Origin of the sequence: Aeromonas veronii bv. veronii (assembly GCF_000820225.1) — a bacterium.
Classification (GTDB): domain Bacteria; phylum Pseudomonadota; class Gammaproteobacteria; order Enterobacterales; family Aeromonadaceae; genus Aeromonas; species Aeromonas veronii.
Window position 1 is genome coordinate 66,334 of sequence record NZ_CDDK01000041.1, and the last position, 23,828, is coordinate 90,161.

The 23,828-nt window shown below is 61.2% G+C and carries 28 protein-coding genes; 18 read left to right on the forward strand and 10 right to left on the reverse strand.

The window, feature by feature from the left end; translation table 11 throughout:
- Positions 1–161: 161 nt before the first annotated feature.
- Both BN1139_RS17585 and BN1139_RS17590 read left to right on the forward strand, forming a co-directional pair.
- Entirely contained in the window at positions 162–1,460 is a 1,299-nt protein-coding gene (locus BN1139_RS17585) for a LapD/MoxY N-terminal periplasmic domain-containing protein (protein ID WP_005354856.1), read from the forward strand.
- Positions 1,457–2,398: a TAXI family TRAP transporter solute-binding subunit gene (locus BN1139_RS17590; RefSeq protein WP_005354858.1), complete on the forward strand. Its 942-nt coding sequence runs from the start codon at positions 1,457–1,459 to the stop codon at positions 2,396–2,398. The genes BN1139_RS17585 and BN1139_RS17590 overlap by 4 nt, the downstream gene beginning before the upstream one ends.
- Here the strand turns inward: BN1139_RS17590 and BN1139_RS17595 are convergent.
- Complete coding sequence (locus tag BN1139_RS17595; protein ID WP_005335848.1) at positions 2,393–3,067, reverse strand: transglutaminase-like cysteine peptidase; 675 nt, start codon at positions 3,065–3,067, stop codon at positions 2,393–2,395. The two genes, BN1139_RS17590 and BN1139_RS17595, sit on opposite strands and share 6 nt — an antisense overlap.
- Before the next feature lie 67 nt (positions 3,068–3,134).
- On the reverse strand, positions 3,135–4,067 hold the full coding sequence (znuA, locus tag BN1139_RS17600) for a zinc ABC transporter substrate-binding protein ZnuA (protein WP_005354859.1): 933 nt from the start codon (positions 4,065–4,067) through the stop codon (positions 3,135–3,137).
- Between the two features lie 93 nt (positions 4,068–4,160).
- On the opposite strand from znuA, the gene znuC reads away from it, so the two are divergent.
- Both znuC and znuB read left to right on the forward strand, forming a co-directional pair.
- The gene (gene znuC, locus BN1139_RS17605) at positions 4,161–4,937 is read left to right on the forward strand and encodes a zinc ABC transporter ATP-binding protein ZnuC (RefSeq protein ID WP_005354861.1); all 777 of its coding nucleotides are present in this window, start codon (positions 4,161–4,163) and stop codon (positions 4,935–4,937) included.
- A gap of 21 nt (positions 4,938–4,958) precedes the next feature.
- The gene (gene znuB / locus BN1139_RS17610) at positions 4,959–5,738 is read left to right on the forward strand and encodes a zinc ABC transporter permease subunit ZnuB (RefSeq protein ID WP_005354863.1); all 780 of its coding nucleotides are present in this window, start codon (positions 4,959–4,961) and stop codon (positions 5,736–5,738) included.
- Positions 5,739–5,747: 9 nt separating this feature from the next.
- On the opposite strand, the gene BN1139_RS17615 is transcribed toward znuB, so the two are convergent.
- Entirely contained in the window at positions 5,748–6,638 is an 891-nt protein-coding gene (locus tag BN1139_RS17615; RefSeq protein WP_005354865.1) for a LysR substrate-binding domain-containing protein, read from the reverse strand.
- Positions 6,639–6,729: 91 nt separating this feature from the next.
- On the opposite strand from BN1139_RS17615, the gene BN1139_RS17620 reads away from it, so the two are divergent.
- The gene (locus tag BN1139_RS17620) at positions 6,730–7,587 is read left to right on the forward strand and encodes a DMT family transporter (RefSeq protein WP_005354867.1); all 858 of its coding nucleotides are present in this window, start codon (positions 6,730–6,732) and stop codon (positions 7,585–7,587) included.
- 3 nt (positions 7,588–7,590) lie between these two features.
- Here BN1139_RS17620 and BN1139_RS17625 read toward each other — a convergent pair whose 3' ends face one another.
- Positions 7,591–8,178, reverse strand: a complete 588-nt coding sequence (locus BN1139_RS17625; protein ID WP_005354870.1) for a uracil-DNA glycosylase family protein — start codon at positions 8,176–8,178, stop codon at positions 7,591–7,593.
- A gap of 99 nt (positions 8,179–8,277) precedes the next feature.
- On the opposite strand from BN1139_RS17625, the gene rarD reads away from it, so the two are divergent.
- Entirely contained in the window at positions 8,278–9,168 is an 891-nt protein-coding gene (rarD, locus tag BN1139_RS17630; protein WP_005354872.1) for an EamA family transporter RarD, read from the forward strand.
- Here rarD and BN1139_RS17635 read toward each other — a convergent pair.
- Positions 9,150–9,884 (reverse strand): substrate-binding periplasmic protein, encoded by a 735-nt coding sequence (locus tag BN1139_RS17635; protein WP_005354874.1) that lies wholly within the window; start codon positions 9,882–9,884, stop codon positions 9,150–9,152. The genes rarD and BN1139_RS17635 overlap by 19 nt on opposite strands.
- Before the next feature lie 44 nt (positions 9,885–9,928).
- On the opposite strand from BN1139_RS17635, the gene BN1139_RS17640 reads away from it, so the two are divergent.
- The gene (locus BN1139_RS17640) at positions 9,929–10,273 is read left to right on the forward strand and encodes a GIY-YIG nuclease family protein (protein WP_005354876.1); all 345 of its coding nucleotides are present in this window, start codon (positions 9,929–9,931) and stop codon (positions 10,271–10,273) included.
- Between the two features lie 90 nt (positions 10,274–10,363).
- Here the strand turns inward: BN1139_RS17640 and pspG are convergent, their stop codons facing one another.
- The 4 genes from pspG to BN1139_RS17660 form a co-directional block, all read right to left on the reverse strand.
- Positions 10,364–10,582: an envelope stress response protein PspG gene (gene pspG, locus BN1139_RS17645; RefSeq protein WP_005335871.1), complete on the reverse strand. Its 219-nt coding sequence runs from the start codon at positions 10,580–10,582 to the stop codon at positions 10,364–10,366.
- 48 nt (positions 10,583–10,630) lie between these two features.
- Positions 10,631–10,837, reverse strand: a complete 207-nt coding sequence (locus BN1139_RS17650) for a PspC domain-containing protein (RefSeq protein ID WP_005354878.1) — start codon at positions 10,835–10,837, stop codon at positions 10,631–10,633.
- Positions 10,838–10,839: 2 nt separating this feature from the next.
- Complete coding sequence (gene pspA, locus BN1139_RS17655) at positions 10,840–11,502, reverse strand: phage shock protein PspA (RefSeq protein ID WP_005354880.1); 663 nt, start codon at positions 11,500–11,502, stop codon at positions 10,840–10,842.
- Between the two features lie 210 nt (positions 11,503–11,712).
- Positions 11,713–12,441: a 1-acylglycerol-3-phosphate O-acyltransferase gene (locus BN1139_RS17660; protein ID WP_005335875.1), complete on the reverse strand. Its 729-nt coding sequence runs from the start codon at positions 12,439–12,441 to the stop codon at positions 11,713–11,715.
- A 185-nt stretch (positions 12,442–12,626) separates the two neighbouring features.
- Here BN1139_RS17660 and BN1139_RS17665 point away from each other — a divergent pair, with 185 nt between their 5' ends.
- The 4 genes from BN1139_RS17665 to BN1139_RS17680 are packed head-to-tail and all read left to right on the forward strand — an operon-like array spanning position 12,627 to position 16,383.
- The gene (locus BN1139_RS17665) at positions 12,627–13,004 is read left to right on the forward strand and encodes a hypothetical protein (protein ID WP_005354882.1); all 378 of its coding nucleotides are present in this window, start codon (positions 12,627–12,629) and stop codon (positions 13,002–13,004) included.
- 52 nt (positions 13,005–13,056) lie between these two features.
- A complete protein-coding gene (locus BN1139_RS17670; protein ID WP_013723451.1) occupies positions 13,057–15,111 on the forward strand; it encodes a protein-disulfide reductase DsbD family protein in 2,055 nt (684 codons plus the stop codon).
- 9 nt (positions 15,112–15,120) lie between these two features.
- Entirely contained in the window at positions 15,121–15,864 is a 744-nt protein-coding gene (locus BN1139_RS17675; protein ID WP_005354886.1) for a DsbA family protein, read from the forward strand.
- 3 nt (positions 15,865–15,867) lie between these two features.
- Positions 15,868–16,383 (forward strand): protein disulfide oxidoreductase, encoded by a 516-nt coding sequence (locus tag BN1139_RS17680; protein WP_013723450.1) that lies wholly within the window; start codon positions 15,868–15,870, stop codon positions 16,381–16,383.
- Between the two features lie 76 nt (positions 16,384–16,459).
- Here BN1139_RS17680 and BN1139_RS17685 read toward each other — a convergent pair whose 3' ends face one another.
- Entirely contained in the window at positions 16,460–17,284 is an 825-nt protein-coding gene (locus BN1139_RS17685) for a LysR family transcriptional regulator (RefSeq protein ID WP_013723449.1), read from the reverse strand.
- A 130-nt stretch (positions 17,285–17,414) separates the two neighbouring features.
- Here BN1139_RS17685 and BN1139_RS17690 point away from each other — a divergent pair, with 130 nt between their 5' ends.
- The 7 genes from BN1139_RS17690 to BN1139_RS17720 form a co-directional block, all read left to right on the forward strand.
- Positions 17,415–18,293, forward strand: a complete 879-nt coding sequence (locus BN1139_RS17690; protein WP_013723448.1) for an NAD(P)-dependent oxidoreductase — start codon at positions 17,415–17,417, stop codon at positions 18,291–18,293.
- Entirely contained in the window at positions 18,290–19,042 is a 753-nt protein-coding gene (locus tag BN1139_RS17695) for an SDR family NAD(P)-dependent oxidoreductase (protein ID WP_013723447.1), read from the forward strand. Before BN1139_RS17690 ends, BN1139_RS17695 begins: the two co-directional genes overlap by 4 nt.
- 301 nt (positions 19,043–19,343) lie before the next feature.
- Positions 19,344–19,628, forward strand: a complete 285-nt coding sequence (gene atcJ, locus BN1139_RS17700; protein WP_005343121.1) for a cold adaptation protein ActJcold adaptation protein ActJ — start codon at positions 19,344–19,346, stop codon at positions 19,626–19,628.
- A gap of 23 nt (positions 19,629–19,651) precedes the next feature.
- Positions 19,652–20,194 carry a cold adaptation protein AtcA gene (atcA, locus tag BN1139_RS17705; RefSeq protein ID WP_005354891.1) on the forward strand — a complete coding sequence of 181 codons (543 nt, stop codon included), beginning with the start codon at positions 19,652–19,654 and terminating at the stop codon, positions 20,192–20,194.
- 12 nt (positions 20,195–20,206) lie between these two features.
- Positions 20,207–20,974 (forward strand): cold adaptation protein AtcB, encoded by a 768-nt coding sequence (gene atcB / locus BN1139_RS17710; protein ID WP_005335887.1) that lies wholly within the window; start codon positions 20,207–20,209, stop codon positions 20,972–20,974.
- An 11-nt stretch (positions 20,975–20,985) separates the two neighbouring features.
- A complete protein-coding gene (gene atcC / locus BN1139_RS17715; protein ID WP_013723446.1) occupies positions 20,986–21,888 on the forward strand; it encodes a cold adaptation protein AtcC in 903 nt (300 codons plus the stop codon).
- Positions 21,889–22,413: 525 nt separating this feature from the next.
- Positions 22,414–23,828, forward strand: a 1,415-nt coding sequence (locus BN1139_RS17720; protein WP_238325700.1) for a peptide MFS transporter, incomplete at its 3' end; no start/stop codon positions are given.

A 23,828-nucleotide genomic window follows, 5' to 3' on the forward strand; every position in this document is an offset into this window, starting at 1 on the left:
TCATCACAATCTGCATGAACCTCACATTTTATGCATAACCCGCCCGGATGGGCAGAAATGATCGTCTTTTTTAACCATTTTTTCCTATTTTTAAGAACCGGGTCGGATTCGATACTGAATAGAAACCTGGAATGTTGCGATAACTTTTCCATGGAGTGGATATGTCGTTAGCAAAACTGTTAATCAGAATAATTGTCGTCCTGTTCCTGATCGGTGCAGCGCTGCTGTTTGCACTGGAAGTCACGACAGTCCGCCAATCCATCCTCGACCAGATGTCAGCCAACCTGGAAACCGCCATCACCGCTCTCGGGCTGGTGCTGCAAGGAACCCTGCTCAATGACGACAATGTGCTGGCCGAGACCATCGTCAATGCCATGTTCGATGGCGGCTTCGTCAGCTCGGTCACCCTGATCGATCCTGATGGCCAGTTGCTGTTTCAGAAGGTCTTCCACTCTACCCAGCAAAATGTCCCCGGCTGGCTTCCCTCGGTTATCGGCATGCCCCCCGTCAAGATTGAGCAAGAGTTGACCGATGGCTGGCGCATGCTGGGCACTCTGACCCTTGAGGGGCATAGCGGCTACGCCTATCAGCATCTGTGGAATGCCATCAGTCGCACCGGTCTGGCGCTGCTGGCGGGCCTCGTCGTATTTACCCTGATCATCTCCCTGGTGTGCAAACGCCTGCTGCAGCCCCTGGAGCAGATCAACCTGCAGCTGATCCGTATCCGCAAACACCAGTTCAACAGCACCCTGCCCACTCCCTGGTTGCAAGACCTCAAAGAAGTGGCACTTTCCATCAACCAATTGGTTTCCGAACGCAAACGGGATCTGCTGCAACAACGACTCAAAATCACCCAGCTGGGAAAACAGCTGCCACTGATGACCCCACAGCCGCTGCAAGGAGTGAGCCCGCTGCCGGAAGGCGGGCAACTGCAAAAATTTGTCTCCACACAAGGGGAGATCGCGCTCTATCAGCGTTTCTTGCCCAGTCAGCCCCTCGGTGCCGACAGCGATCTCGCAACCATCCAGAGCGCCCTGCAACAGTGGCAGCACTCTCATATAGAGGGGATCTTGCTGCCCCTCTCCCTGCTCAATCACCCACAATGGTCCGAGATCTCCCCTCTGCTAAGCCAGGGCCACGGCAAAACACTGGATTGGCGCTGGGATGTAGCCACATTCCCCGCCCATGGCCAAGCCACATTGGCTGCGTTGCAGGAACAGGGGTGTGAGCTCGCCTTCAGCGCCATTCCCCTCAATGCGGATACCTTCAATCAACTTGACCCGCTCAATCCCATCTTTATCAGCTGTCAGCTGACCGATGCGCCGCTCTACTGGAATCTGCTCTCCCAAACCATGCATGCCGCCGGTTATACCCTGCTGGCAGAATCGGGAGAGTGCCGCGACATCGACAAACTGCGGACCTGGGGTATCGATGGTTATGCCAAGGAGGCGCAATCATGAAGAAGCTCGCCATGCTGTTGCCCCTGCTGTGGCAACCCGGCCTGATGGCTGAAACCGTCACTATCACCACCGGGGGTGAGCAGGGGATTTATCACCAGATAACCAAAGAGTTTTGCCGTCTGGCCCATGAGGTCGATGAGCAACTTGCGTGCACATTACAGAGCTCATCGGGTTCAATAGAAAACCTGACGCGGCTGAAGAGTGGCGAGACCTCCTACGCCATGGTGCAGTCAGACTGGCTGTATCAGGCAAGCCAGGGCTTGGGCCCTTTTACCACCCAGCCGCAACCTGAGCTGCGCGCCCTGTTTGCCACCCATGCCGAGCCCTTCACCATAGTGATCCGTGCCGATGGCGATATCACTTCACTGGAACAGCTCAAGCTCGCCCCCATCGACATTGGGTTGAAGAACTCGGGAACCCGCCAGACGGCGCTGACCCTGTTCAACATCTTGGGAGCGAAAGAGCAGGATCTCGATCTGAAAAGCATGGCCAACCTGCCGGATGCGCTCTGCAGCAAGCAGATCGACGCATTTGCACTGGTGATGGGACACCCTAACCGGATTGTGCTCGACACCGCCAAACGTTGCGCGGTCAGTTTCCTCCCCATCGATGGGGCCACCCGTGATCAGCTACTCAAAGGGGTCAAATATTACCAACGCAGTCAGGTGCCCGCCCGCATCTACCCCGGCAATCTGAAGGCGACCCCCACCTTTGCCATTGCCGCCACCCTGGTCACCAATGCCACCATGCCGGAAGAGTCTGTCTATCGTCTGACCAGGGCCATGCTGACCCAGCAAACCAAGTTCAATGAGCAGACTTATGGCTACGCCAATATGTTTCACCGGGCACGCAATAAAACCGGCCCGGTGCTGAGCATTGAACAGCATCCGGGCGCGGCGAAATATTTCGATGAGTTGAAGGCGGCGGGCAAGCTATAACTGACGACGAGGAGAGCGCAGTTGCTCGCTGGAGAAACGGGTCTTCATCGATGTCCACTGCGCCAACCGATCGGCACTCCCCGCCAGCGTCCCTTCCCGCCGTGACTTCATGATCCAGATGCTTTTGGCATCGAAACTGTAAACGGGAATGAGATCGGTACGCTTGCTGCCCGGCAGGATCCGGCTGTTGATGTTGTCGAGCACCAGTGGGTCAGCCTTGGGTGTCGGAAAATAGAGAGTCACCATGTGGAACTGGTTGTAACGCACCGCCTTGACGTAGGCCAGTCGCAGCTTCTTCTCATCCACCCCCAGCTCCATCAGGGTGTAGTACTTGGAGATGCTGTAATCCTCGCAATCCCCACCCCGGGCGCCGATGAACTCCAGCGGATTGGCCCAGTAATCCTCATCTCCCCACAGCTTGGGGTCTTCACTGTAGGTTAGATTGTTGAAGTAGTTGTTCACCAGCTCGATCTTCTGCTGGTCGGTTGTACCCGCTCTGGGGGTGAGCAGGCGAGAGAATGCCTCGGCCCGCTGGATGGCCCGGCCACCATACACTTCCTGCAGCTTGGCCCGCAGGTCCGGACTGGCAATATATTCGGAAAGACGCGAAGCCTGCACGTTGGCGCAACATAGCGCCAACGTGCAAGCCGGGATCAACAACCATTTCATACCGGACACTCCATGTCAGATGCTGGAGGTCAGTATAGCCCCTCCGGATGAGAGGCTCAGCAGGCGATCAGCGACACTGTGCGAATGCGTCTGCCAGTTGCTGCATGAATTGGGGATAACCATCCGGGCCGAGCGGTACCTGTTCACCCACCTCATCAAGCAACAGCACCTTGGCGCCGGTATTGCGTGCCACCGATTCGATCACAGCCGGTGAGAATTGCGGCTCGGCATAAATGCAGCTCGCCTGCTTCTCTTCCAGTGCCTTGCGAATATCCACTAGCGTCTTGGCGCCAGGGCGACGCTCAGGACTTACGGTAAAGTGACCCTTTGAACTCATGCCGTAATGGCGCTCCCAGTAGCCATACGCCTCGTGGAAGACAAAGTACCCCTTCTCATTCACCGTCTTCATCTGGCCAGCAATCACTTTGTCTTTGGCATCCACCTTGGCATCAAATGCCGCGAGGTTGGCGTCATAGCGAGCCTGATTGGCCGGATCCAGCTTGCCCAATTCACTTGCGATCGCCTTGGCAATCACTTTGGCCTGCGTCGGGCCAAGCCAGATATGGGGATCTACCCCTTCGTGATGATGTCCCTCATGCCCTTCATCATGGTCACCGTGCTCGTGGGCGGCATGAACGTGATCATCATGGTCATGGGAATCGTGACTATCCTGAGTCGCGTAGTTGAACAACGGCATCCCCTCAACCTGAGTCAGGGCCGGAGCATGGGAATGATTAGCCAGCGGCTTGGCCATAAAACCTTCCAGCTCGGGGCCAACCCACACCACCAGATCGGCACTGTTGATGTTGCGAATATCGGAAGGGCGCAGGGAAAAATCGTGGGGAGAGGCGCCGGTGGGTAGCAATACCTTGGGCTCGCTCACCCCGTCAGTGATCGCCGCAGCGATGAAGCCAAGGGGCTTGATGGTGGTCAGTACCTCAATGGCACGAACAGGCAAACTCACCGCCAGCAGGGCAGTGAAAAGCGCAATAATTCTCATTGGTGAATCTCGTCAGGGGGTGAGTATGTGATAATATAACAGCCGCTTTTTGTTATATTATAACTCTCACTGGCTGTAAACCCCGGAGTTGTCATGAGCCAACTGGTAGAGCTGAAAGAGGTCTCTCTCTCGTTTGATGGACGCTCTGTGCTCGACAAGGTCTCCTTTACCCTCAATAAAGGCAAAATCACCACACTAGTCGGCCCCAACGGGGCGGGCAAGAGCACCCTGAGCAAGCTGGTGCTGGGCCTGCTCACGCCGGATTCAGGCAAGATCACCCGCAGCCGCGATCTGAGAGTCGGCTATGTACCGCAGCGCCTCTATCTGGATCCCACCCTGCCGCTGACGGTGCGCCGCTTCCTGCAGCTGGGCAAAAACAGCCGTCTCTCCATCGAGGAAGCTCTGGCCCGGGTGGGCGCTGAGGGATTGCTGGAAAACCGGATGCAGAAGCTCTCGGGTGGTGAGATGCAGCGTGTGCTGCTGGCTCGCGCCCTGCTGGTCAAGCCCGAGCTGCTGGTGCTGGACGAACCGGTGCAAGGGGTTGATATCACCGGCCAGATCGAGCTCTACGCCCTCATCGGCCAGCTCGCTGCCGAATTTAATTGCGCCGTGCTGATGGTATCCCACGACCTGCATCTGGTGATGGCCAGCACCCACGAGGTGATCTGCCTCAATCGCCACGTCTGCTGTCATGGCGAGCCGGAAAGCGTGGCGCGCCACCCCGAATTTGCCCGCCTGTTCGGGCGACCGGAGCAGGAGGTGCTGGCGGTCTATACCCACCATCACCACTGCGACGGCGAACACCATCATCATGAACCGCAGGCTCCCGTCATCCGCCTGCCCTCTCGCAACAACGCTCACAGCAAATAGCCCAAGCAACAGGACATTCAAGTGGACAGCTTTCTGTTATACGCCCTCGCGGCCGGTCTCGGCATCGCCCTGCTGGCCGGCCCCCTCGGCAGCTTCGTGGTATGGCGCAAGATGGCCTATTTTGGCGACACCCTCTCCCACGCCTGCCTGTTCGGTATCGCGCTGGGCATCCTGCTGCAGGTCGATCTCACTCTGGCGGTAGTGGTCTGCTGCCTCGCCATGGCGATGCTGCTGGTGATCATGAGTCGCAACCAGCAGGTGGCAACTGATACCCTGCTCGGCATTCTGGCCCACAGCGCCCTGTCCCTCGGTCTGGTTACCTTGAGTTTTATGGATAACGTGCGGGTGGATCTGATGGCCTACCTGTTCGGCGACCTGCTCTCGGTACAACCGATGGATCTGCTCTGGATCTACGGCGGTGGCGCGCTAGTACTGCTCACCCTGTGGCGACTGTGGGATCCCCTGCTCTCCATGACCATCTCGGAAGAGCTGGCACGGGTAGAGGGGATCCGGGTCGATGTGCTGCGCTGCGTATTGATGCTGCTGATCGGGCTGGTGATCGCCGTGGCGATGAAATTTGTCGGGGCGCTGATCATCACCTCCCTGCTGATCATCCCCGCCGCCACCGCTCGCCGCTTCAGCCAGACGCCGGAGCAGATGGCTGGCTTTGCCGCGCTGATCGGCTGTCTCGCCGTGCTGGGTGGATTGACCCTCTCCTGGTATCAGGATACTCCAGCAGGACCTTCGGTCGTCGTCTGCGCCACCAGCCTATTTGTGCTGAGCCAGTTCAAGAGAGCGTAACGGTGCAGGCTAGAGCGGCATGCTCTGGCGTGTCTCCATCATCAGCCACTGGCGCAACCGGCTGATGGCGGGCTCATGGGCCCGCGAGCGCTTGCAGGTAAAGTAGAAGGCATCCCCCGTCTCCAGCTGGTGTACTGGCAAGGCCACCAGCTGGGGATCATCGGGCCGCAGCATGTAGTCATTCACGAACGCCACCCCCTGATCCCAGGCCGCCGCCTCCATCGCCAACAACACATGGCTGAAGTGGTGCATCCGCGCCTCGTCTGGGATCACCAGCCCACCCGCCTTGGCCCAGCGCTGCCAATCCTCCCCCCGCGCCTTGTAAATGGACTGCACCGAGAGCAGCGGCAGCTGCCAGATGGCATCAGGCCACTCCCCGCTGACCTGCTGCAACAGACGGCGACTGCAGACCGGAAAGAGCCGCTCCTGATAGATAAGATCGTGACAGTAACCACGCCCGTGGGGTGAGACGGTGATAAAGCAGTCCGCCACCCTATCGGAGAGTTCGGGATCCTCCGCCACCATCTCCAGACTCAAATCCAGCTCGGGGTAGAGCTGGCGCAATCCGGCCAGGCGGGGGATCAGCCACTTCACCGCAAACGAGCTGTAGACCGCGAGCCGGACTCGCATCTCGCCGCCACCACGCAACTGTTCGCTGCTCTGGGCAATCTGGCTGAGCCCGGCGGCAATCCCCTCAAAGTAACTCTCCCCCTGCGGCGTCAGGGAGAGCAGCCTCCCCTGACGCAACAGCAAGCGCTCACCCAGAAAATCCTCCAGCAGGCGGATCTGGTGGCTGACCGCACTCTGGCTGACGTTCAGTTCAAGAGCGGCGCGGGAGAAGCTGAGCAACCGGGCCACCACCTCGAAATATTGCACCGCACGCAGGGGAGGAAGCTTCATTATCTAAATATCTCATGAGTGGTCATTTTTTATCATTTTACTGGATATCAACCGGCACGCTACCCTCCCCTCATCTGAAGTGGGAGGTGGTATGAATGCAGTCGGGATCGGCATCCTTTATCTGGTGCTGGGCAATATGGTGGCGGTCTTTTCCGATGCGCTGGTCAAGGTGCTGGAACCGGATCAGCCCATCTTCCAGTTTGTCTTTTTCCGCCAGCTCTCGGCCGCCATTCTGCTGATGCCCTTGCTGCTCTGGTCATGGCGCCGCAACCCGCCGGTGGCCATCAAGTGGCACCTGCTGCGGGCCCATATTTGGGCGGTCGGCGTCTGCCTGATGGTGGTGGCACTCACCCGCTTGCCGCTCGCCACTGCCAATGCCCTCTTCTATGCCGCCCCCCTGATGATGGTGCCGCTGGCGGTGTGGATGGCGGGGGAAGCGATCTCGCGCCAAAAGGTGCTGACTGCGGTTATCGGGTTTATCGGGGTATTGATCGTGCTGCGCCCGACCGAGGTGAACTGGGCCGCGCTGGCGGCGCTTGGGGTGGCGCTGTCGATGGCGCTCAATAACCTGCTGATCAAGCGGATCCCGCTCAAGCAGCCCATCGCCCAGACCCTGTTTTTCACCAACGTGCTGAGCATGCCCTTCATTCTCGCGCTGGCCTGGTGGGAAGGGGGCGACTGGCAGTGGCAGATGTGGTGGCCCGCCTTCGGTTCTTCGGCGCTGATCATGGTCTACGCAGGATTGTGCGTGGTGGCCTATCGCAAGGCGGAGGCGAGCAAGATCGCCTCGGCGGAGTACACCGGTCTGTTGATGGCGGTGGCCATCGGGGTGTGGTTGTTTGACGAGCAGCCGGGCCTGCCGCTGCTGCTGGGCTGTATCTGCATCGTCCTGCCGCTCATCGCCATGGCCCGCAGCAAACCCAAACCGCTGGCCGAGCCAGCGCTCTAATACTCAGGGTCTCCCCAGAAGCGGGGCGACCCTTTGCTGTAGATGGGGGACGATCTCATCTTCGAACCAGGGATTCTTCCTGAGCCAGAGAGTATTGCGCGGGGAGGGATGCGGCAACGGCAGCCAGCCGGGGCCATAGTCGGCCCAGCTGCGCACCGTGTCGGTGAGCGATCCCTTGGCCGCCCCCCGCAGGTAGTAGGCCTGTGCATACTGGCCGATCAGCAGGGTCAGTTCGATGTTGGGTAGCAGCATCAATACCTTGTCGTGCCAGGTGGGCGCACATTCGGGGCGCGGCGGCAGATCGCCGGATTTTCCCCTGCCGGGATAACAGAGCCCCATCGGCATGATAGCGATGCGGGATTCGTCGTAAAAGGTGGCCTTATCGACACCGAGCCACTGGCGCAGCCTGTCACCGGAGGGGTCATCCCACGGGATACCGCTGGCATGCACCCGGGTGCCGGGCGCCTGACCGATGATCAGCAGGCGAGCACTCTCGGCCCCGCGGATCACCGGACGAGGCCCCAGCGGCAGATGAGCCTCGCACAGACGGCAGGCCCTGATTTGCTCAAACAACTTATCGATTCGCTGCATGACGTTGATAGTACCAGCATTTCCCTGTTTTCCCTCTTGTGGAAACAGGGCGCGCCCCCTACTATCGCCATGGGCGTTTAATTTAATAAACGGATAATAATGAAAAACTGGCTAGGTACCGGCACCGCAACCCTCTCCTTCATCCTGTGGGGGATGCTGCCGCTCTATTATCAATTCATGCCCGAGGTCAACATGTGGGAGCTGATCTCCCACCGGGTGCTCTGGTCTGTGGTGCTGCTGGGTGCCCTGTTTCTGCTGCTTGGCCACCAGGTGCCGTGGGCACGGTTGCGCAGTGAGCCGCGCCAGCTCGGCCTCATTCTGCTGGCGGGCCCCGTTATGTCCATCAGCTGGTGCATGTTCACCTGGTGCCTCACTACCGGGCAAGTGCTGACCACCAGCCTCGCCTTCTTTATGACCCCGCTGTTCAATATCGTATTCGCCGTCATCTTCCTCAAAGAGCGACTCACCCCGCAAAAGCATCTGGCGGTCGCCCTGGCGCTGGCGGGTCTCGCCTACATGCTCTTCTGCTACGGCCAACTCCCCTGGTTCTCCCTCATCATGGGGGCCAACTTCGCCTGCTATGGCCTTATCAAGAAGAAGATCCACTACGACACCGGCACCAGCCTCTATCTGGAAGCCATGGTGCAACTGCCCGTCGCGCTGATCATCATCGGCACGCTGGCGTGGTACGGGGAAGGGGCATTCGTGAACGGGGATTTGGCCGACAAGCTGCTGCTGATGGGCAGTGCGCCCGCCACCCTGCTGCCGGTGGGGCTCTTCTGCTACGCGGTGGCGAGAACCCGGATGAGCACTGTGGGACTGCTGCAATATATCGAGCCCAGCCTCGCCTTCCTGCTCGCCATCTACTGGTTTGGTGAGGCGCCGGACCCCATCAAGGCAGTCGGTTTCGCCTTTGTCTGGGCTGGTCTGCTGGTGAGCCTGTTACCGCTGCACCGGCTCAAGCGCCGCCCTCAGGGCGTGCCGCGATAGGACTCCAGCACCTTGTGCCAGCGGGGATCCCGGTCCATCTGCTCGGCGATGTCGTTGAGGGTGGCATGCAGCTCGGGGCGAGACTTGGGCAGCAGGATATGGCGGGTGTAGCTGGATTGGGGGAAGGGCGAGATAAACAGCTTGCCCTGATAATGCTGTGCGTCGATGAAAAAGCCCAGCGATGAACCACTCACCAGCGTCACATCGATGCGGCCGCGCACCAGCAGCTCAAGATTGGTCTTCACCTTCTTGGCATCCTGACGCACCAGCTCGCCGCGGCTGGCCGCATCATCGATCCCCTGATAGCGGTAGCCCTCCACCCCGCCAAACACCAGCCCCTTGAGGGAGTCTGGCCCGCGATAGGTGACCGGGTTGTCAATGTTCGAGACCAGCTCGTTGGTGTCGCGCATCACCGGAAAGGTCCAGAGATAGCGCTCGCGATGGGGATCCCCCACCCAGGCGGGATTGACCCAGACCACCAGACCGTCAAAGTCGGGATCCGCCATCTCCAGCGCCAACCGGGCGCGATTGACCAGCCAAAGCTCGATTCTGGGTTCACCCCCCAGCTTTTCATTGAGATACTTGACCAGCTCGCGGCTCAGCCCTGCATCCACTCCGGTGTTGAAGGGGGGATGCTGATGGTAATCGTAGAGACGGATCGTCTCCCCCAGAGCCGGGACCGACAACAGTAACCACAACCAAAACCAGACTCTCATCGCACCTCCTTGAGCTGCCTCTGAGTTTGGCACAGAGAATTTGAATGAGAGAACCCGCGACCACCACACCGGCACAGCAACCATCCGCCCCTTCCCGCTGGTCTGTCTATATGGTGCGTACTGCCACCGGCCTGCTCTATACCGGGATTAGCACGGACCCGCTGCGCCGTCTTCGCCAGCACCAGAGTGGCAAGGGCGCTCGCGCCCTGCGCGGCAAGGGGCCGCTGACGCTGGCGTGGCAACAGGAAGTCGGCGAGAAGGGGGCGGCCCTGCGCATCGAATATCGCCTCAAGCAGCAGCCGAAATCCTTCAAGGAGCAGCTGATCCACAGCCCGGCACTCTGGCAGAGCTGGAGCCACCAGTGGTTACCCGCAGCCACCCAGCCTTGAGGACGACAGGTAAAAAAAGGCCACTCGATGAGTGGCCGGAAAGGGGAAATCAGGGAGCATCACACAACCTCTTGCACAACCTCAGGCGGGTTAGAGGTAGGTATTGGAACGCTTGCTGCGGTTACTGATCAGCCAGCAAACCGCCAGTACCAGCAGCAACCAGGGGGCCAGCTTGATGATCAGAGCAAGCATGCCACCCAGCGCCCCAAGCAGCACGAACAGGCCGCTCACCAGCAACATGGCTACCAGGGTAAAACCGGTCAGTGCCATGACCAGCAGCACCACCAGCAAGATGAAAAATTCCAGCATAACTTGCTCCTTATCAGTACCTTGTCTGCCGGCTGATCAACCCTTCGGTCAATCCAGCCAGCGCTTCAATTCATAACGGGGCGGCATCACCAGCACCGCCAGCAGATAGGCGGCCAGTGCCAGCGGCGGCATCAGGATCAGGGCGAGCAGTGCCACCACCCGCACCGTGACTCTGGAGACCCCCAACCGCCTGGCAATACCGGCGCAGACCCCGCTCAGCTTGCGATGCACCAGATCCTTGGGCCAGGGGCTCATGATTACACCTCCGCCTTCTGGCCTTTGAGGCGAGCCAGCTCGCGCTCGATCTCGTCATTGAGCTCCAGCTCGCGGAACTGGGCCTCCAGCGAGGGATTCTGCCCCAGGGTGGCCGCCTCCAGCTGGGCTTCCAGCTGATCGACCCGGCCCTGAAAACCGTCAAAACGCGCCATCAGCTCATGCATGCGCTGGTTGTCCACCTGGGCGCGGGCACGAATGCGGCTGTGGGCTGTCTGCTCGCGCAGGGTCAGCAGTTTCTGCTTCTCGCGGGCCTCGGTCAGCTTGGCCGCCAGTCGCTCGCTGTCGGCGGTAAGTTGGGCCAGCACCTCGGCGACCCGGGCCTTGTCCTGCTCCAGCTGTTCACATTTTTTGACCTCCGCCAGCTTCTCGGTGAGGGCGGCGCGGGCCAGATCCTCACGTCCCTTCTGGATGGCGAGCTCGGCCTTGGCCGACCACTCCAGGATCTGCGCCTGCAACGCCTGCTGGTGACGCTCCAGCTGTTTCTGTTCGGCAATCACGCGGGCGGCCTGGGTACGCATCTCGACCTGCACCAGCTCCATCTCTTCGATCATCAGGCGCAGCATCTTCTCCGGCTCTTCACTCTTGTCGAGCAGGCTGTGCAGGTTGGCATTAATCACGTCGGTCAGGCGGCTGAATACGCTCATGGTCTGGCTCCTTATTGATGGGATGGCTATCTCTTCCCATAGCATTACAAGAGCCGTGCCAAGAAAAATTATTGTTGTTTTACATATAGATGGGAATTTACCGAGGAAATTCAATAAGAGATTGTTGGTGAGAATAGCCAACCAAGTGGTGATTTTCACCAATAAAAAAGGGAGCCTGTGGCTCCCTTGTCGATTCGTCTGCGATATCCGTCAGGCGGCGTGGCTGTGGCCCAGCTTGCTGTCCAGTTCGGTCAGCTTGGCCTCCATCCGGGCGCGGCAGGTGTCGGAGAGATCGCGAATGCCGCTGGCACCGTGCTCCTTGCTGCAGACCGGGGCCATCACTTCCACCAGCACTTCGCCGTTGTCCCAGCGATTGAGGTCGACCTGACCGAAGTAGCTGGAGCAGACGATGGGCACCACGGGCACTTCAGCCTGTACCGCAGTGTGGAAAGCGCCCGCCTTGAACGGCAGCAGGCCACGCCCCTGGGAGCGGGTCCCTTCCGGGAACATCCAGATGGAGGTGCCGCGGTTCTTGATGCGATCCACCACCTGACCTATGGTGCCGATGGCACGGGAGCGGTTGGAGCGGTCGATCAGCACGTTGCCGGAGAGCCAGAAGATGAGGCCGAATAGCGGCAGCCAGAGCAGGCTCTTTTTGCCCACCGCCACCACACCGGGCTGCACCGCACCGGTTACGGTGAAGATGTCGAAGTTGCTCTGGTGGTTGCAGACATAGACCGCCGGGCCGACCGATTTGACCTCGTCGGCCACCGTCACCTTGACTCGCAGCCCGATCAGCGGGCAGACCGCGTGATACATGCGAGCGAAGACATAGACGTTGTTGGGATGGCGCGGACGAACCAGACAGAGCAGCAGGCCGAACAGGAACCAGAAAATGAGCAGCAGACCAAGCAGCAGCACACGGGCAATTTTGAGCATCGAACACCTCGAGTTTTAACTCGGCGCAGTATACTGATCCCCCTTTTAGCGAACAAGCGTTCGCCAAACAGAACCGACCACCCTCCCCGTCGCGCCACCCACAGTACTGCTCATAAATACGCCGCCGACTTGCCCCACCCGCCATTGGTCGTTAGGATGGCCCCATCTTGATGGACGGGGCGAACATGATGTTGCAACAACGGGTAGCGAAACATCTCCTGCTACTGGTCTGCCTGCTGGTGCTCAATTGTGCGGCCCAGCCGCTGGCCCGGCTTGCCCTGCTCGATCACGCCCTCAGCTGTCAGGCACTGCCCGTTCCAGGCTCGGCAACGGATCAAGAGGATGCCAAACCGGCCAGCCCGCAGCCCACCAGCTGCCAGCTCAACGGCAAGTGGCTAAGCGCCGCCACCCTGCTCTGCGTCGAACAGCTCTTCTTTGCCGTGGCCGTGCTGATCGCCCTGCTGGCCCCCCTTTGGCGCTACACACCGCCACTGCCCCCTCCCAGAGTCATCTCGCCGCCCGAGCGGCGTCTGCACCTCACCCTCTGCGTCTGGCGGGAATGAGTTCGGCAGCGTTCTTTCGTTAGCTGTCACTCATTTTTGCGAGACCAAAAAGATGTCGAATCTCTTCAAGGCGGCCCTGCTACTGGGCGGTCTGCTGTGGCAATCCATGGGATTGGCCAGCGACACGGGCTGGCTCACCAGCCCACAGAATGATCACGCCCGGGTACGGCTGCAGGCCGACCGCAGCACGGCAGATCAGACCCGCATCCTGCTCGATGTCGAGCTGGAGTCGGGCTGGAAAACCTACTGGCACAGCCCGGGAGAAGGGGGCATTGCCCCCCAGATCCTGTGGGACGAGCCGGTCGGAGACTTTCAGTGGCGCTGGCCGGTGCCACGCCACTTCGAGGTAGCTGGGCTCAGCACCCAGGGTTATCAGGGGGACGTGACCTTCCCCCTCAGCCTCAACTACCCAACTGGGCAACCGCTCAAGGGAACTCTACGCCTCTCCACCTGCAGCAATGTCTGCATCCTGACCGACTTCCCCTTCACCCTCACGGTGGATGGGCAGGCCCCAGCCGACTTCGATTTTGCCTGGGCGAAGGCGATGAGTACCCTGCCCCAGCAATTGCCTGCCGAAACCCGGGTCGAGCTCGGTTATCAGCACAACCAACTGCAACTGCGCGCCGAGCGGGCAGAGGGCTGGCAATCACCAGCGCTCTTTATCGACGCTCTGGAGGGGGCCGAGTTTGGTAAACCGGCGCTTGAGGTTGAGGGCAACACCCTGATCGCCCGGGTGCCGGTGAGCGATGGCTGGCAGGGGGATGCGCCGGATCTGCGCGGCCAATCCCTCGGCCTGCTGCTCACCAGTGGCGAACAGGCGTGGCAGGGCAAGGGGACGATCGGCGCGCCACTCGCACTGCCCAACCAGAGTCATTCGCTGTTCTGGCTGCTGGGAGCAGCGCTGCTCGGCGGCCTGATCCTCAACCTGATGCCCTGCGTGCTGCCGGTGCTGGCGCTCAAGCTGGGAACTGTGCTGCAACATCAGGATCGTGAACAGGGAACGGTGCGCAAGCAGTTCCTCGCCGCCAGCGCCGGGATCATCGCCTCCTTCTGGGTGCTGGCGGCCATGAGCAGTCTGCTGCGCGCCCCCGGCTTCGGAATGAGTGGGGCAGTCGGCTGGGGCATCCAGTTCCAGAGCGCCAGTTTTATCGGCTTGATGGTGCTGGTGACCCTGCTGTTTTGCGCCAACCTGCTGGGGCTGTTCGAGATCCGCCTGCCCAGCGCCCTCAGCACACGCCTTGCCACCAGCGGCGGCAACGGCCTCGGCGGTCACTTCCTGCAGGGGAGCTTCGCCACTCTGCTGGCGACCCCCTGCTCGGCCCCCTTCCTCGGCACTGCGGTGGCCTTTGCGCTGGCGGCGCCGCTCGGCCAGCTCTGGCTGATCTTCACCGCGCTCGGAATTGGCATGAGCCTGCCCTGGCTGCTGGTGGCGGCCCTGCCACGGCTCGCCCTCTGGCTGCCGAAACCGGGGCGCTGGATGAACCATCTGCGCATCCTGCTCGGCCTGATGATGCTGGGCTCCAGCCTCTGGCTCACCAGCCTGCTCGACAACCATCTCGGCAGCTATGCCACCGGCTGGCTGATGGTTGCCATGCTGCTGGCACTGCTGACTGGCATAGTCTGGCGTTACGGCATGCGCGGCTTCACGCTGGCGATCGCCCTTACCGCCCTGATTGGCAGCCCCCTGCTGCTGAGTGGCGCCTTTAGCGCGCAGGGCTCGGCCAGCGTTGACAAGGTGGTCTGGCAGCCGCTCTCCGAACGCGCCATCGCCGATGCGCTGGCCCAGAACAAGCGGGTCTTTATCGATGTCACCGCCGACTGGTGCGTTACCTGCAAGGCCAACAAATACAACGTGTTGCTGCGCGATGAGGTGCAACTGGTCCTCTCGGCCCCCGATGTGGTGGCCCTGCGCGGCGATTGGAGCAAACCAAGCGACACCATCGCCGCCTTCCTGCGTAAGCGGGGTGCGGCAGCCGTCCCCTTCAACCAGATTTACGGCCCGGAGTTGCCGCAGGGGGTCACGCTGTCACCCCTGCTTGACAAGGACGATCTGCTGACCACATTGCACAAGGCTGGCCTGCTTCAGGCTGGCACCACCCGATTTTAAGGAGCAACCATGAAACCGACTCTGAGCGCCCTGACCCTGCTGGCCTCCCTTTCTGCAACCCTGCTGGCCCCGGCCCTGCACGCCGCCCCTTTCACCCCGGAGCAGGAGGCGCGCATCAAGGAGCTGATCCGCGAGACCCTGATCGCCAACCCCAAGATCCTCGACGAGGCCGCCGAATCCTGGGAGAAACAGAACGCGGCAGCCCAGGAGGCGCAGCTTGGCAACTTCATCAAGGGCAACAAGGATGTGCTGTTCAACAGCGCCACCAGCCCGCGCCTCGGCGCCAAGAACCCCAAGCTGACGCTGGTACTGTTCACCGACTACAACTGCCCCTACTGCAAGCAGTTCGATCCCCAGCTGACCAAACTGCTCAAGGCCTATCCGGACGATCTGGGGCTGGTGATCAAGCTGCTGCCGTTCAAGGGGCAGACCTCCGCCAAAGCGGCCCAATACAGCCTGACCCTGTGGCAGCAAGATCCCGCCCGCTTCCTCACCCTGCACGACAAGCTGATGAGCAAGCAGGGGATGTTGACCGAGGCGGACATCAACAAGGCGCTGGCCGCCACCGGCAACACCGCGCTCAAACCGGCCGCCAAGGCGACCGAAGAGCTGCGCAACAGCCTGCGCATCGGCACCATTCTGGGGGTACAGGGCACACCGGCGACGCTTATCGGCAACCAGCTGGTGCCGGGCGCCATCCCCTATGAGGAGCTGGAGCAACTGGTGAAGGCCGAACTGGCCAAGCAGGGGTAAGGGATGACCACCAATCCTCAACCCCGCTGGCGCCGCTGGGGCAAGGAGGCGCTCTGGCTGCTGCTGATAGCGCTGGTCATCTCGACCCTGCTCGATCTGTGGCGCAGCCCGACCCTGCCGGAGGGAGCGATGAGCGCCCCCGTCACCCTGCAGGATGGCACCAGTACGGATCTCGCCACCCTGAGCCGCGGCAAGCCGCTGCTGGTTTACTACTGGGCCAGCTGGTGCGGCGTCTGCCGTTTCACCACCCCGGCCGTGCAGCAGCTCTGGCAAGAGGGGGAAAACGTGTTGACGGTGGCGCTGCGCTCCGGCAATTCGGAGCAGTTAGCCAAGGGGATGAGCAAGAAGGGGCTCACCTTCCCGACCCACAACGACGAGTCGGGAGCGCTGGCCGCCAAGTGGCAGGTAGGGGTCACCCCGACTTTCCTCGTCATCAGGGATGGGACGCTTGTGAGCAGCACCACCGGCTGGAGCTCGAAGTGGGGCTTGCAGCTGCGGCTCTGGTGGGCATCGCTCTAGCCACGCAACTTCGTTGCCTGCAACAGGGCCATCCCACCGGATGGCCCTTTTTTATGCCGACCTTTTTATCCCGACATCAGACGGGGAGCTGCATCCCGCGCACCTGCTCCAACAGGGCGGTCACCGCTGCCGAGCGCAGCGCATCGGGGGCGTAGCAGAGCCCCACCCGCCGCTTGAAGGAAGAGGCCGCCAGCTCGGCGACCGTACAACCGGGCGGACAAAGCGAACGGGGCAACCAGGCGATCCCCGCCCCGGCGGCCACCATGGTCGCCGCCAGTCGCAGCGACCCCGCCCGCCGTGGATAGAGCGGCGCCTGATTGCCGAGGATGGCGATCAGCCGCAGGTGGGAGTCGTGACGCAGGCAGGTGACCCAGGGCTCGTCCGCCAGCACCGCCGGGGTGAGCGCTCCCTTGCCCGTCAGCGGGTGATCCGGCGGCAGCACCAGCACAAACTCCTCCTCCAGCAGGGGGATAAAGAGCTCGTCACCGCAACGCAGGGATTCGCACCCCAGCCGCACATCGCCACAGCAGCCCTCCTCCAGGGTCAGCAGGATCTCCTCGTGGGCAAGCGCCCCTTGCACCAGCGCCCCCACCACGCCATCCCCCAGATCCGCCTCAATTCCCACCGTCAGCTCGAGGCAGGGGGAGGTTTCACGAAACTCGCGGGCGAGGGAGTCGGTATCGGCGATCAGCCGCTTGGCACGGGGATAGAGCCGGTGGGCAGCTTCAGTCCCCTCCACCCCGCGCGCCTGCCGCACAAACAGGGGCACCCCCAGCTCATCCTCCAGCGTCTTGATGGTGGTGGAGAGGGTGGGCTGGGTAATGAAAAGACGGGTGGCCGCCGCCGTGATGTTGCGCTCCTCGAAGACAGCCACAAACGCACGCAGGGTTCGCACATCCATAGAATTCACCTATACCAGACAGTCATAAAAGCCATTTTTCACGGCGACACGGGGCAAATATAGTGGCTTACCTGCCACAAGGCATCCCAATTTTCTATATCAGCGTCTATCAACACAGCCAGGAGCCATCATGCGCCATCTCTCTGTCATCGGCCTCGGGGCCATGGGCTCCGCCCTCGCCACCACCTTGCTCAAGGCGGGCCATCCGGTCACCGTCTGGAATCGCAGTGCCGCCAAGGCCGCCCCGCTGCAAGCGCTGGGAGCGACTCTCGCCCCCTCGGTTGGCGCGGCTATTGCCGCAAGCGATATCACCCTTGTCTGCGTCGATAACTACTCCGTCAGCCAGCAGTTGCTGGACGAAGCCCGCGATGCGGTGGCGGGCAAACTGCTGGTGCAGCTCTCCACCGGCAGCCCACAGGGGGCCAGAGCGCTGGAGAGCTGGAGCCACGCCCACGGCGCCCGTTATCTCGATGGCGCCATCCTCTGCTTCCCGGATCAGATCGGCACCAGCGACGCCAGCATCATCTGCTCGGGGGCCAGCGCCGCCTTTAGCGAAGCCGAGCCTGTGCTGCGCCTGCTCGCCCCCACCCTCGACCATGTGGCCGAGGCGGTGGGCGCCGCCGCGGCGCAAGATTGTGCCGTCGCCGCCTACTTTGCTGGCGGTCTGCTCGGGGCCCTGCACGGCGCGCTCATTTGCGAGGCGGAAGGGCTGCCGGTGGCCAAGGTGTGCGCCCAGTTCAGCGAGCTCTCGCCCATTCTCGGTGGCGATGTGGCCCACCTTGGCAAGACGCTGGCGAGCGGTGATTTCGATCACCCCTACGCCAGCCTGAAAACCTGGAGCGCCGCCATCAGCCGCCTCGCAGGTCACGCCACCGATGCCGGGATCGACAGCCGCTTCCCGCGCTTTGCCGCCGATCTGTTTGAGGAAGGGGTGGCGCAAGGGTTTGGTCAGCAGGAGGTGTCGGCCCTCATCAAGGTGCTGCGGGCGCGCAATGGAGCGGCACAATGAACGAGCGGACCAACCACACCCCAATTGCACTGGTCACCGGCGCCGCTGGCGGGATTGGCCGCCAGCTCTGTATCGGGCTGGCCGAGGCAGGTTATCGGGTGATCGCCACCGATCTGGCCCCTCACGCTTTCGACCATCCCGAAATCCACTTTCATCCGCTCGATCTGCGGGATGAGCAGGCCATCGAACGCCTCTTTGCCGAGGTGCACGCGCAGCATGGCGGCATGCATCTGCTGATCAACAACGGCGCCATCAGCAAGTTCCACACCCGCTTCGAGGATCTGAGCACAGCCCAGTTCGATCAGGTGATGACGGTCAATGTGCGCGGCGCCATGCTCTGCGCCCGCGCCTTTGTGCAGGCCAACCGCGGGTTGCCCTATGGCCGCATCATCAATATCGCCTCCACCCGCTGGCAGCAGAACGAACCGGGTTGGGATGCCTACGGCGCCTCCAAGGGGGCACTGGTAGCCCTCACCCAGTCCCTCGCCAACTCGCTGGCCGACCATCCCGTCACGGTCAATGCCATCAGTCCGGGCTGGATCCAGGCGGAGGATTACCACACCCTGACCGAGGCGGATCACCGCCAGCACCCGAGCGGCCGGGTCGGGCGCCCCGACGACATCACCCGCGCCTGCCTCTTTCTGGCGGATCCCCAGAACGACTTTATCAACGGCGCCAATCTGGTGGTCGATGGCGGGATGAGCAAGAAGATGATCTACCACACCTCCGCCTCCTTCTGGAAGGAGTAACCCCTGCGGCGGCAGCCCGATTTGCGCTGCCGCTGACATATCCAGCCATCTCACCCCACACTTGCCCTGCCCGTTTTTTCATCGCTTTTGCCCCGCCGCCCTTGCACTGGCCAGACCGACTGGCAACAATAGACGCTCAACTGACACCTCTTCATCTCGCCCGTTAATTGATCGCCCAACTCATCGCGTTGGCGGGCTGTTTCCGTTAAAATGACGGGTTTTTGCCGTGCCTGGTTTGCCAATCCCCACCATCAGGCACTCGCAGCGTGAATCCTATGATGCCAGTGATGCAGGATCTGCCATGAACAACTACTTTCGGGTGCTGGGCGTCAAGTCCAATGCCAGCGAAAACGACATCAAGAAAGCCTATCGTCGGCTGTCAAACCAGTACCACCCCGACAAGCTGCACGGGGCCAGTGAAGAAGAGAAAGAGCAGGCAGCCATCAAGCTGCACCAGGTAAAGCAGGCCTATGAAGTGCTGTCCGATCCGAAACAGCGGGCCGCCTTTATCAAGGATTTCAACAACGTCATCGTGACCGACCCCGCCTCCGCCATGCAGGAGATGTGGGATCAGTTCTACCCCTGAAACAGCAGGCAGAAAGAGCAACTATGCAAAAGAGATGGGACCAGGCGCGGCTCAAGTCGCTGCAAAGCGATGCCAGCGAAAACATCGAATCCTACCGGGATCAGGACGACCCCAAGGGGCTGGAACAGTTCACCGACCAGATGAAGAGCCTGCTGCTGGCCGATATGAGCATGCTGGAGTTTATGCCCGAGTATCTGCCGCTGGCCCTCTATGGCCGGGTGCAGTTCCCGGCCAAGGCCAAGTCGCAGTGGAACAAGTGGCTCACCAGCGGCGAGCAGCCGGGCTGGGACGAGTTCAAGGTGAGCGTCGGCTTCAACAACGCCGCCCTGCCGCTGGTCAAGGCGGTGCGGGCCCAGAGCGAAGATCAGCTGATGGAAGCCTGCGCCGTGCTGTTCCTGCTCGACAACCCGCTACCCCGCGGTAGCCACCGCGGCGATGACGACTATGAGCTGCGCGACGAAGAAGATGAAGACGGGGAAGATGCCGACGCCGACTACCATGGCGGCAGTGACCGCTATGGTGATGACGACGGCGATCAGGATATGTACGACGAAGTCCGTTTCTAATTGGGGCAAGGCATGAGCAACAGTCTGATAGAAATTACCGCCATCGAGATCAAAGAGCTGGCAGTTATCGAGCCGAAGCAGGCCAGCGAGAAGTTCGAACTGATCGCCAAGACCATGTCTGACGACCAGCTGGCAGAAGTGATTGAAAACATTGATATCGTTACCCTGACCCAGATCAACGGCCAGCACGACATCTCCTTCCCCTCCATCATCTCCGAGCTGATGACCCCGGAGCGGATCCGCGACATCGTCTGCCAGCAGCCCCTCTACTGGGAAGAGGCGATCAAGAACAACGCCGACGAGCTGCAACAGCACACCTTCGACTTCCTCAACTACCTGATCCGCACCCAGGATAGCGAAGCCAAGCAGCGCGAGATCCTCGAGTGCGTGGCCGAAGATCCGGCCGGCCTCTTCTACCTCGCCATCCCCTTTATCGAGTTCTATCGTGGCGATCGCTATGAAGAGGACGAAGGCTATCGCGACGTGCTGCACGCCGAAGAGGAAGACCTCGAAGAGTCCCTGCGCTACAGCGAGCGCCAGCAGAGTGAGGATGTCCACGACTACGCGCTGGATGACCCGCGCAGCCTCTTGATGCTCATTCGCGAGCTGGCCCCCGAGGTGGAGAAAGCCATCAAGGCGCTGCTGCGCAACGAGCACTCCACCTGGGACGGCATCATCAACAAGTTTGCCGCCGAGCTGGTGATGCAGGCCAAAGAGAAGAACAAGGTCGAGGAAGACGAGTACGGCGACGTCGACGACATGTTCAGCTTTCTGGATTAAGGAGCCCATTCATGCAGTTAGTCATTCGCGATGCCAACCAGGGTCCCTTTCTGACCCAGGTGCTGCGCTTTGGCCGCGACAACGAACTCTTGAGTCAGCAGCAGCTCGCCGCCATCAAGGGCAAGGCGGTGCTGATGAGCCTCAAATTCGCCGACAAGTACTACAACAAGTACAAGATGCACCTGCTGGAGCAGGCGGCCCACGACGTCATCGGCGTGGTGAGCCTCGGTCTGCAGGAGCTCTCGGCGCGTGATCCGGCCAAGGCGCTGGCGCTGCTGCAGGCGCCGGAAGGCCCCATCAAGCCGTTCCAGAAGGGCTGGTCGATGCTCATTACCGTCAGCCCCAAGCAGGCTGGCAACAGCCTCTACGGTGACGTGGATGCGCGGCTCTTGGACAAGATCTCGAGCCCGCCCGATGTGGAGGAGTGGCAAGGGTGGCAGGAGTACGAGAAGGCGCTGACCGAGCACAACAAGAGCCGTCTGATGGAACTCATCGACCAGCACTTCTTCGCCTGCGAGAGCGACCACCCCACCATGGAGGACAAGCTGGCCGAAGCGCTGCTCTACCGCATCCTCTGCGGCAAGGGCAGTGGCGCCGCCCCGCTCAAGGTGAAGCAGGATCTCAAGCGCAAACTGGCGCGGGAGATTGAGCTCGACGAGAGCTGGTACGACACCGACTACCTCGCCGCCCAGCTCGCCCTGATGCTGAGCGCGCTGCCCGCCGACATGGCCGCCGCCCTGCGCCAGGAGCTGAGCCCGGGCTTTGTGCCCAATCTGCTGCACACCCTCGGCTTTGTGCGCCAGTACCAGCTGCTGCAAAAAGAGAACGCCTCGCCGGAGAAGCTCGACAACATCGAGATGCGCGCCGGTCTCAAGCACCCGCTGCTCGGCTGGCCGCTCTACCACGACTTCTAAGGCCGCTTTCGCCGCCCATCAGTCGCACCACAACGCCCGGCCCGCCGGGCGTTGTTCTATCCTCCCCTCACACTCTCGACAGCAGAGAGGGAACACACGCAAGTCACCCCGGGGTTGCCCCTTATCTTCCCGATATTTATTCACTCAATGCCCAGGGATGAATAAACAACCTGCAATACAGCAACTTGGCGACAGCTGCGTTTCGGGACAAAAAAGCGGGACGCAGATCCCGCCACAGCGCCATAATCGGCACCAAATAGCTGACTGGATCACATCAACCGTGTCGCAACCGCGTGGTAAGTCGAGCTAAAACCACGACCCAATAACGCATAAAAAGGCGGAATAGATCAATAAAAAGCAATTAATCGCGCCAGATTAAATTTCAGGTATGGCTATTTGCACCGCTTGGCCGCTAAATGACAGACCGGCCTTCAGACCAGCATGGAAGCGCACAAGGCTAGCCGGCAGCAGACCGGTACGCTCTCAGGACGAGTTATGACTTTCTTCTCTCACAGGAGACAGACCGTGAGCGCTTCGAATCAACACCCCACCATTCCCCCCGGCTCCGGGGCGCTGTTCTTTATCCAGACCTTCTCGACCCTGGGGTTTGCCGTGCTCTACTCCACCCTGGTGCTCTACGCCACCAAGCGGCTCGGCTTCAGCGAATCCCAAGCCAACGCCATGATGGGGGTCTTCGGGGCCTTCAACTATGGCCTGCACCTGTTTGGCGGTTATCTCGGCGGGCGCTACCTCAGCAACCGCAACCTGTTCGTGATGGGGATGGTGCTGCAGGTGATCGGCTGTTACTTCATCGCCGAGATGGGGATCACCGGCCTCTACTGGGGGCTCGCCATGTTCCTTACCGGCAGCGGCCTCAACGTCACCTGCCTCAACATGATGCTGACCCAGCGCTTCGCCCCGGATGATCACCGCCGCGAGAGCGCCTTCCTGTGGAACTACGCCGGGATGAATCTGGGCTTCTTTATCGGCTTCACGGTGGCGGGCTACTTCCAGCTCACCGAGGATTACCGCACCCTGTTCCTGTTTGCGACGCTGGGCAACATCATTGCCATCATCGCCACCTTCGCCTGCTGGCCCATTCTGGCGGATATCAGCACCCCGCTGCGTCATGTCAAAGGGAGCGGCTTCTACCGCCGCATGCTGGCCGGTATCGCCATTCTGGCCATGCTGGTGCCGGCGCTGCGCCTGCTGCTGACCCACGCCAGTTTCAGCGGCAGCTTCGTACTGATCCTGGGATCCGTGGTGCTGGTGCTGCTCTGCGTGATGACAGCCCGCCACCCGGACGCCGCCGAGCGCAGCCGCATGGTGGCCTACCTGATCCTCGCCCTCGGCTCCCTCATCTTCTGGTCGCTCTACCAGCTGGCGCCCATGGGGCTGATGCTCTTCTCCGAGCACAACATCAACCTCAACGTGTTCGGGCTGCGGGTCGCCCCCCAGTGGATCCAGAACATCAACACCCTCGTCATCGTCATCGGGGGCCCCCTGATGGCGCTGCTGTTCAAGCGGCTGCGCGAACAGGGGTGGAATATCGACATCCCCTCCCAGTTTGCCGCCTCCCTATTCTGCATGGGGTTCGGCATGCTGGTGCTGCCGCTCGGCATCCATCTGGCGGGGGCCGACGGGCTGGTCGCCTTCAAGTGGATCGCCATCAGCTATGTGCTGCAGAGTTTTGGCGAGCTGCTGATCTCCCCCATCGGCTACGCCATGATTGGCAAGCTGGCCCCCGCCAGCCTGCAAGGCTTGATGATGGGCTGCTGGATGATGGTGACCGGCGTTGCCTCCGTGCTGGCGGGCTATGTCTCCAGCGCCATGCCGCAGAATATCGGCAGCTCTCCGGTGGCCACCAACCCGGGTTACAGCTCGGTGTTCAATATGCTCGGCTGGGGCTCACTGGCGGGCGGCGTGGTATTGCTCCTGCT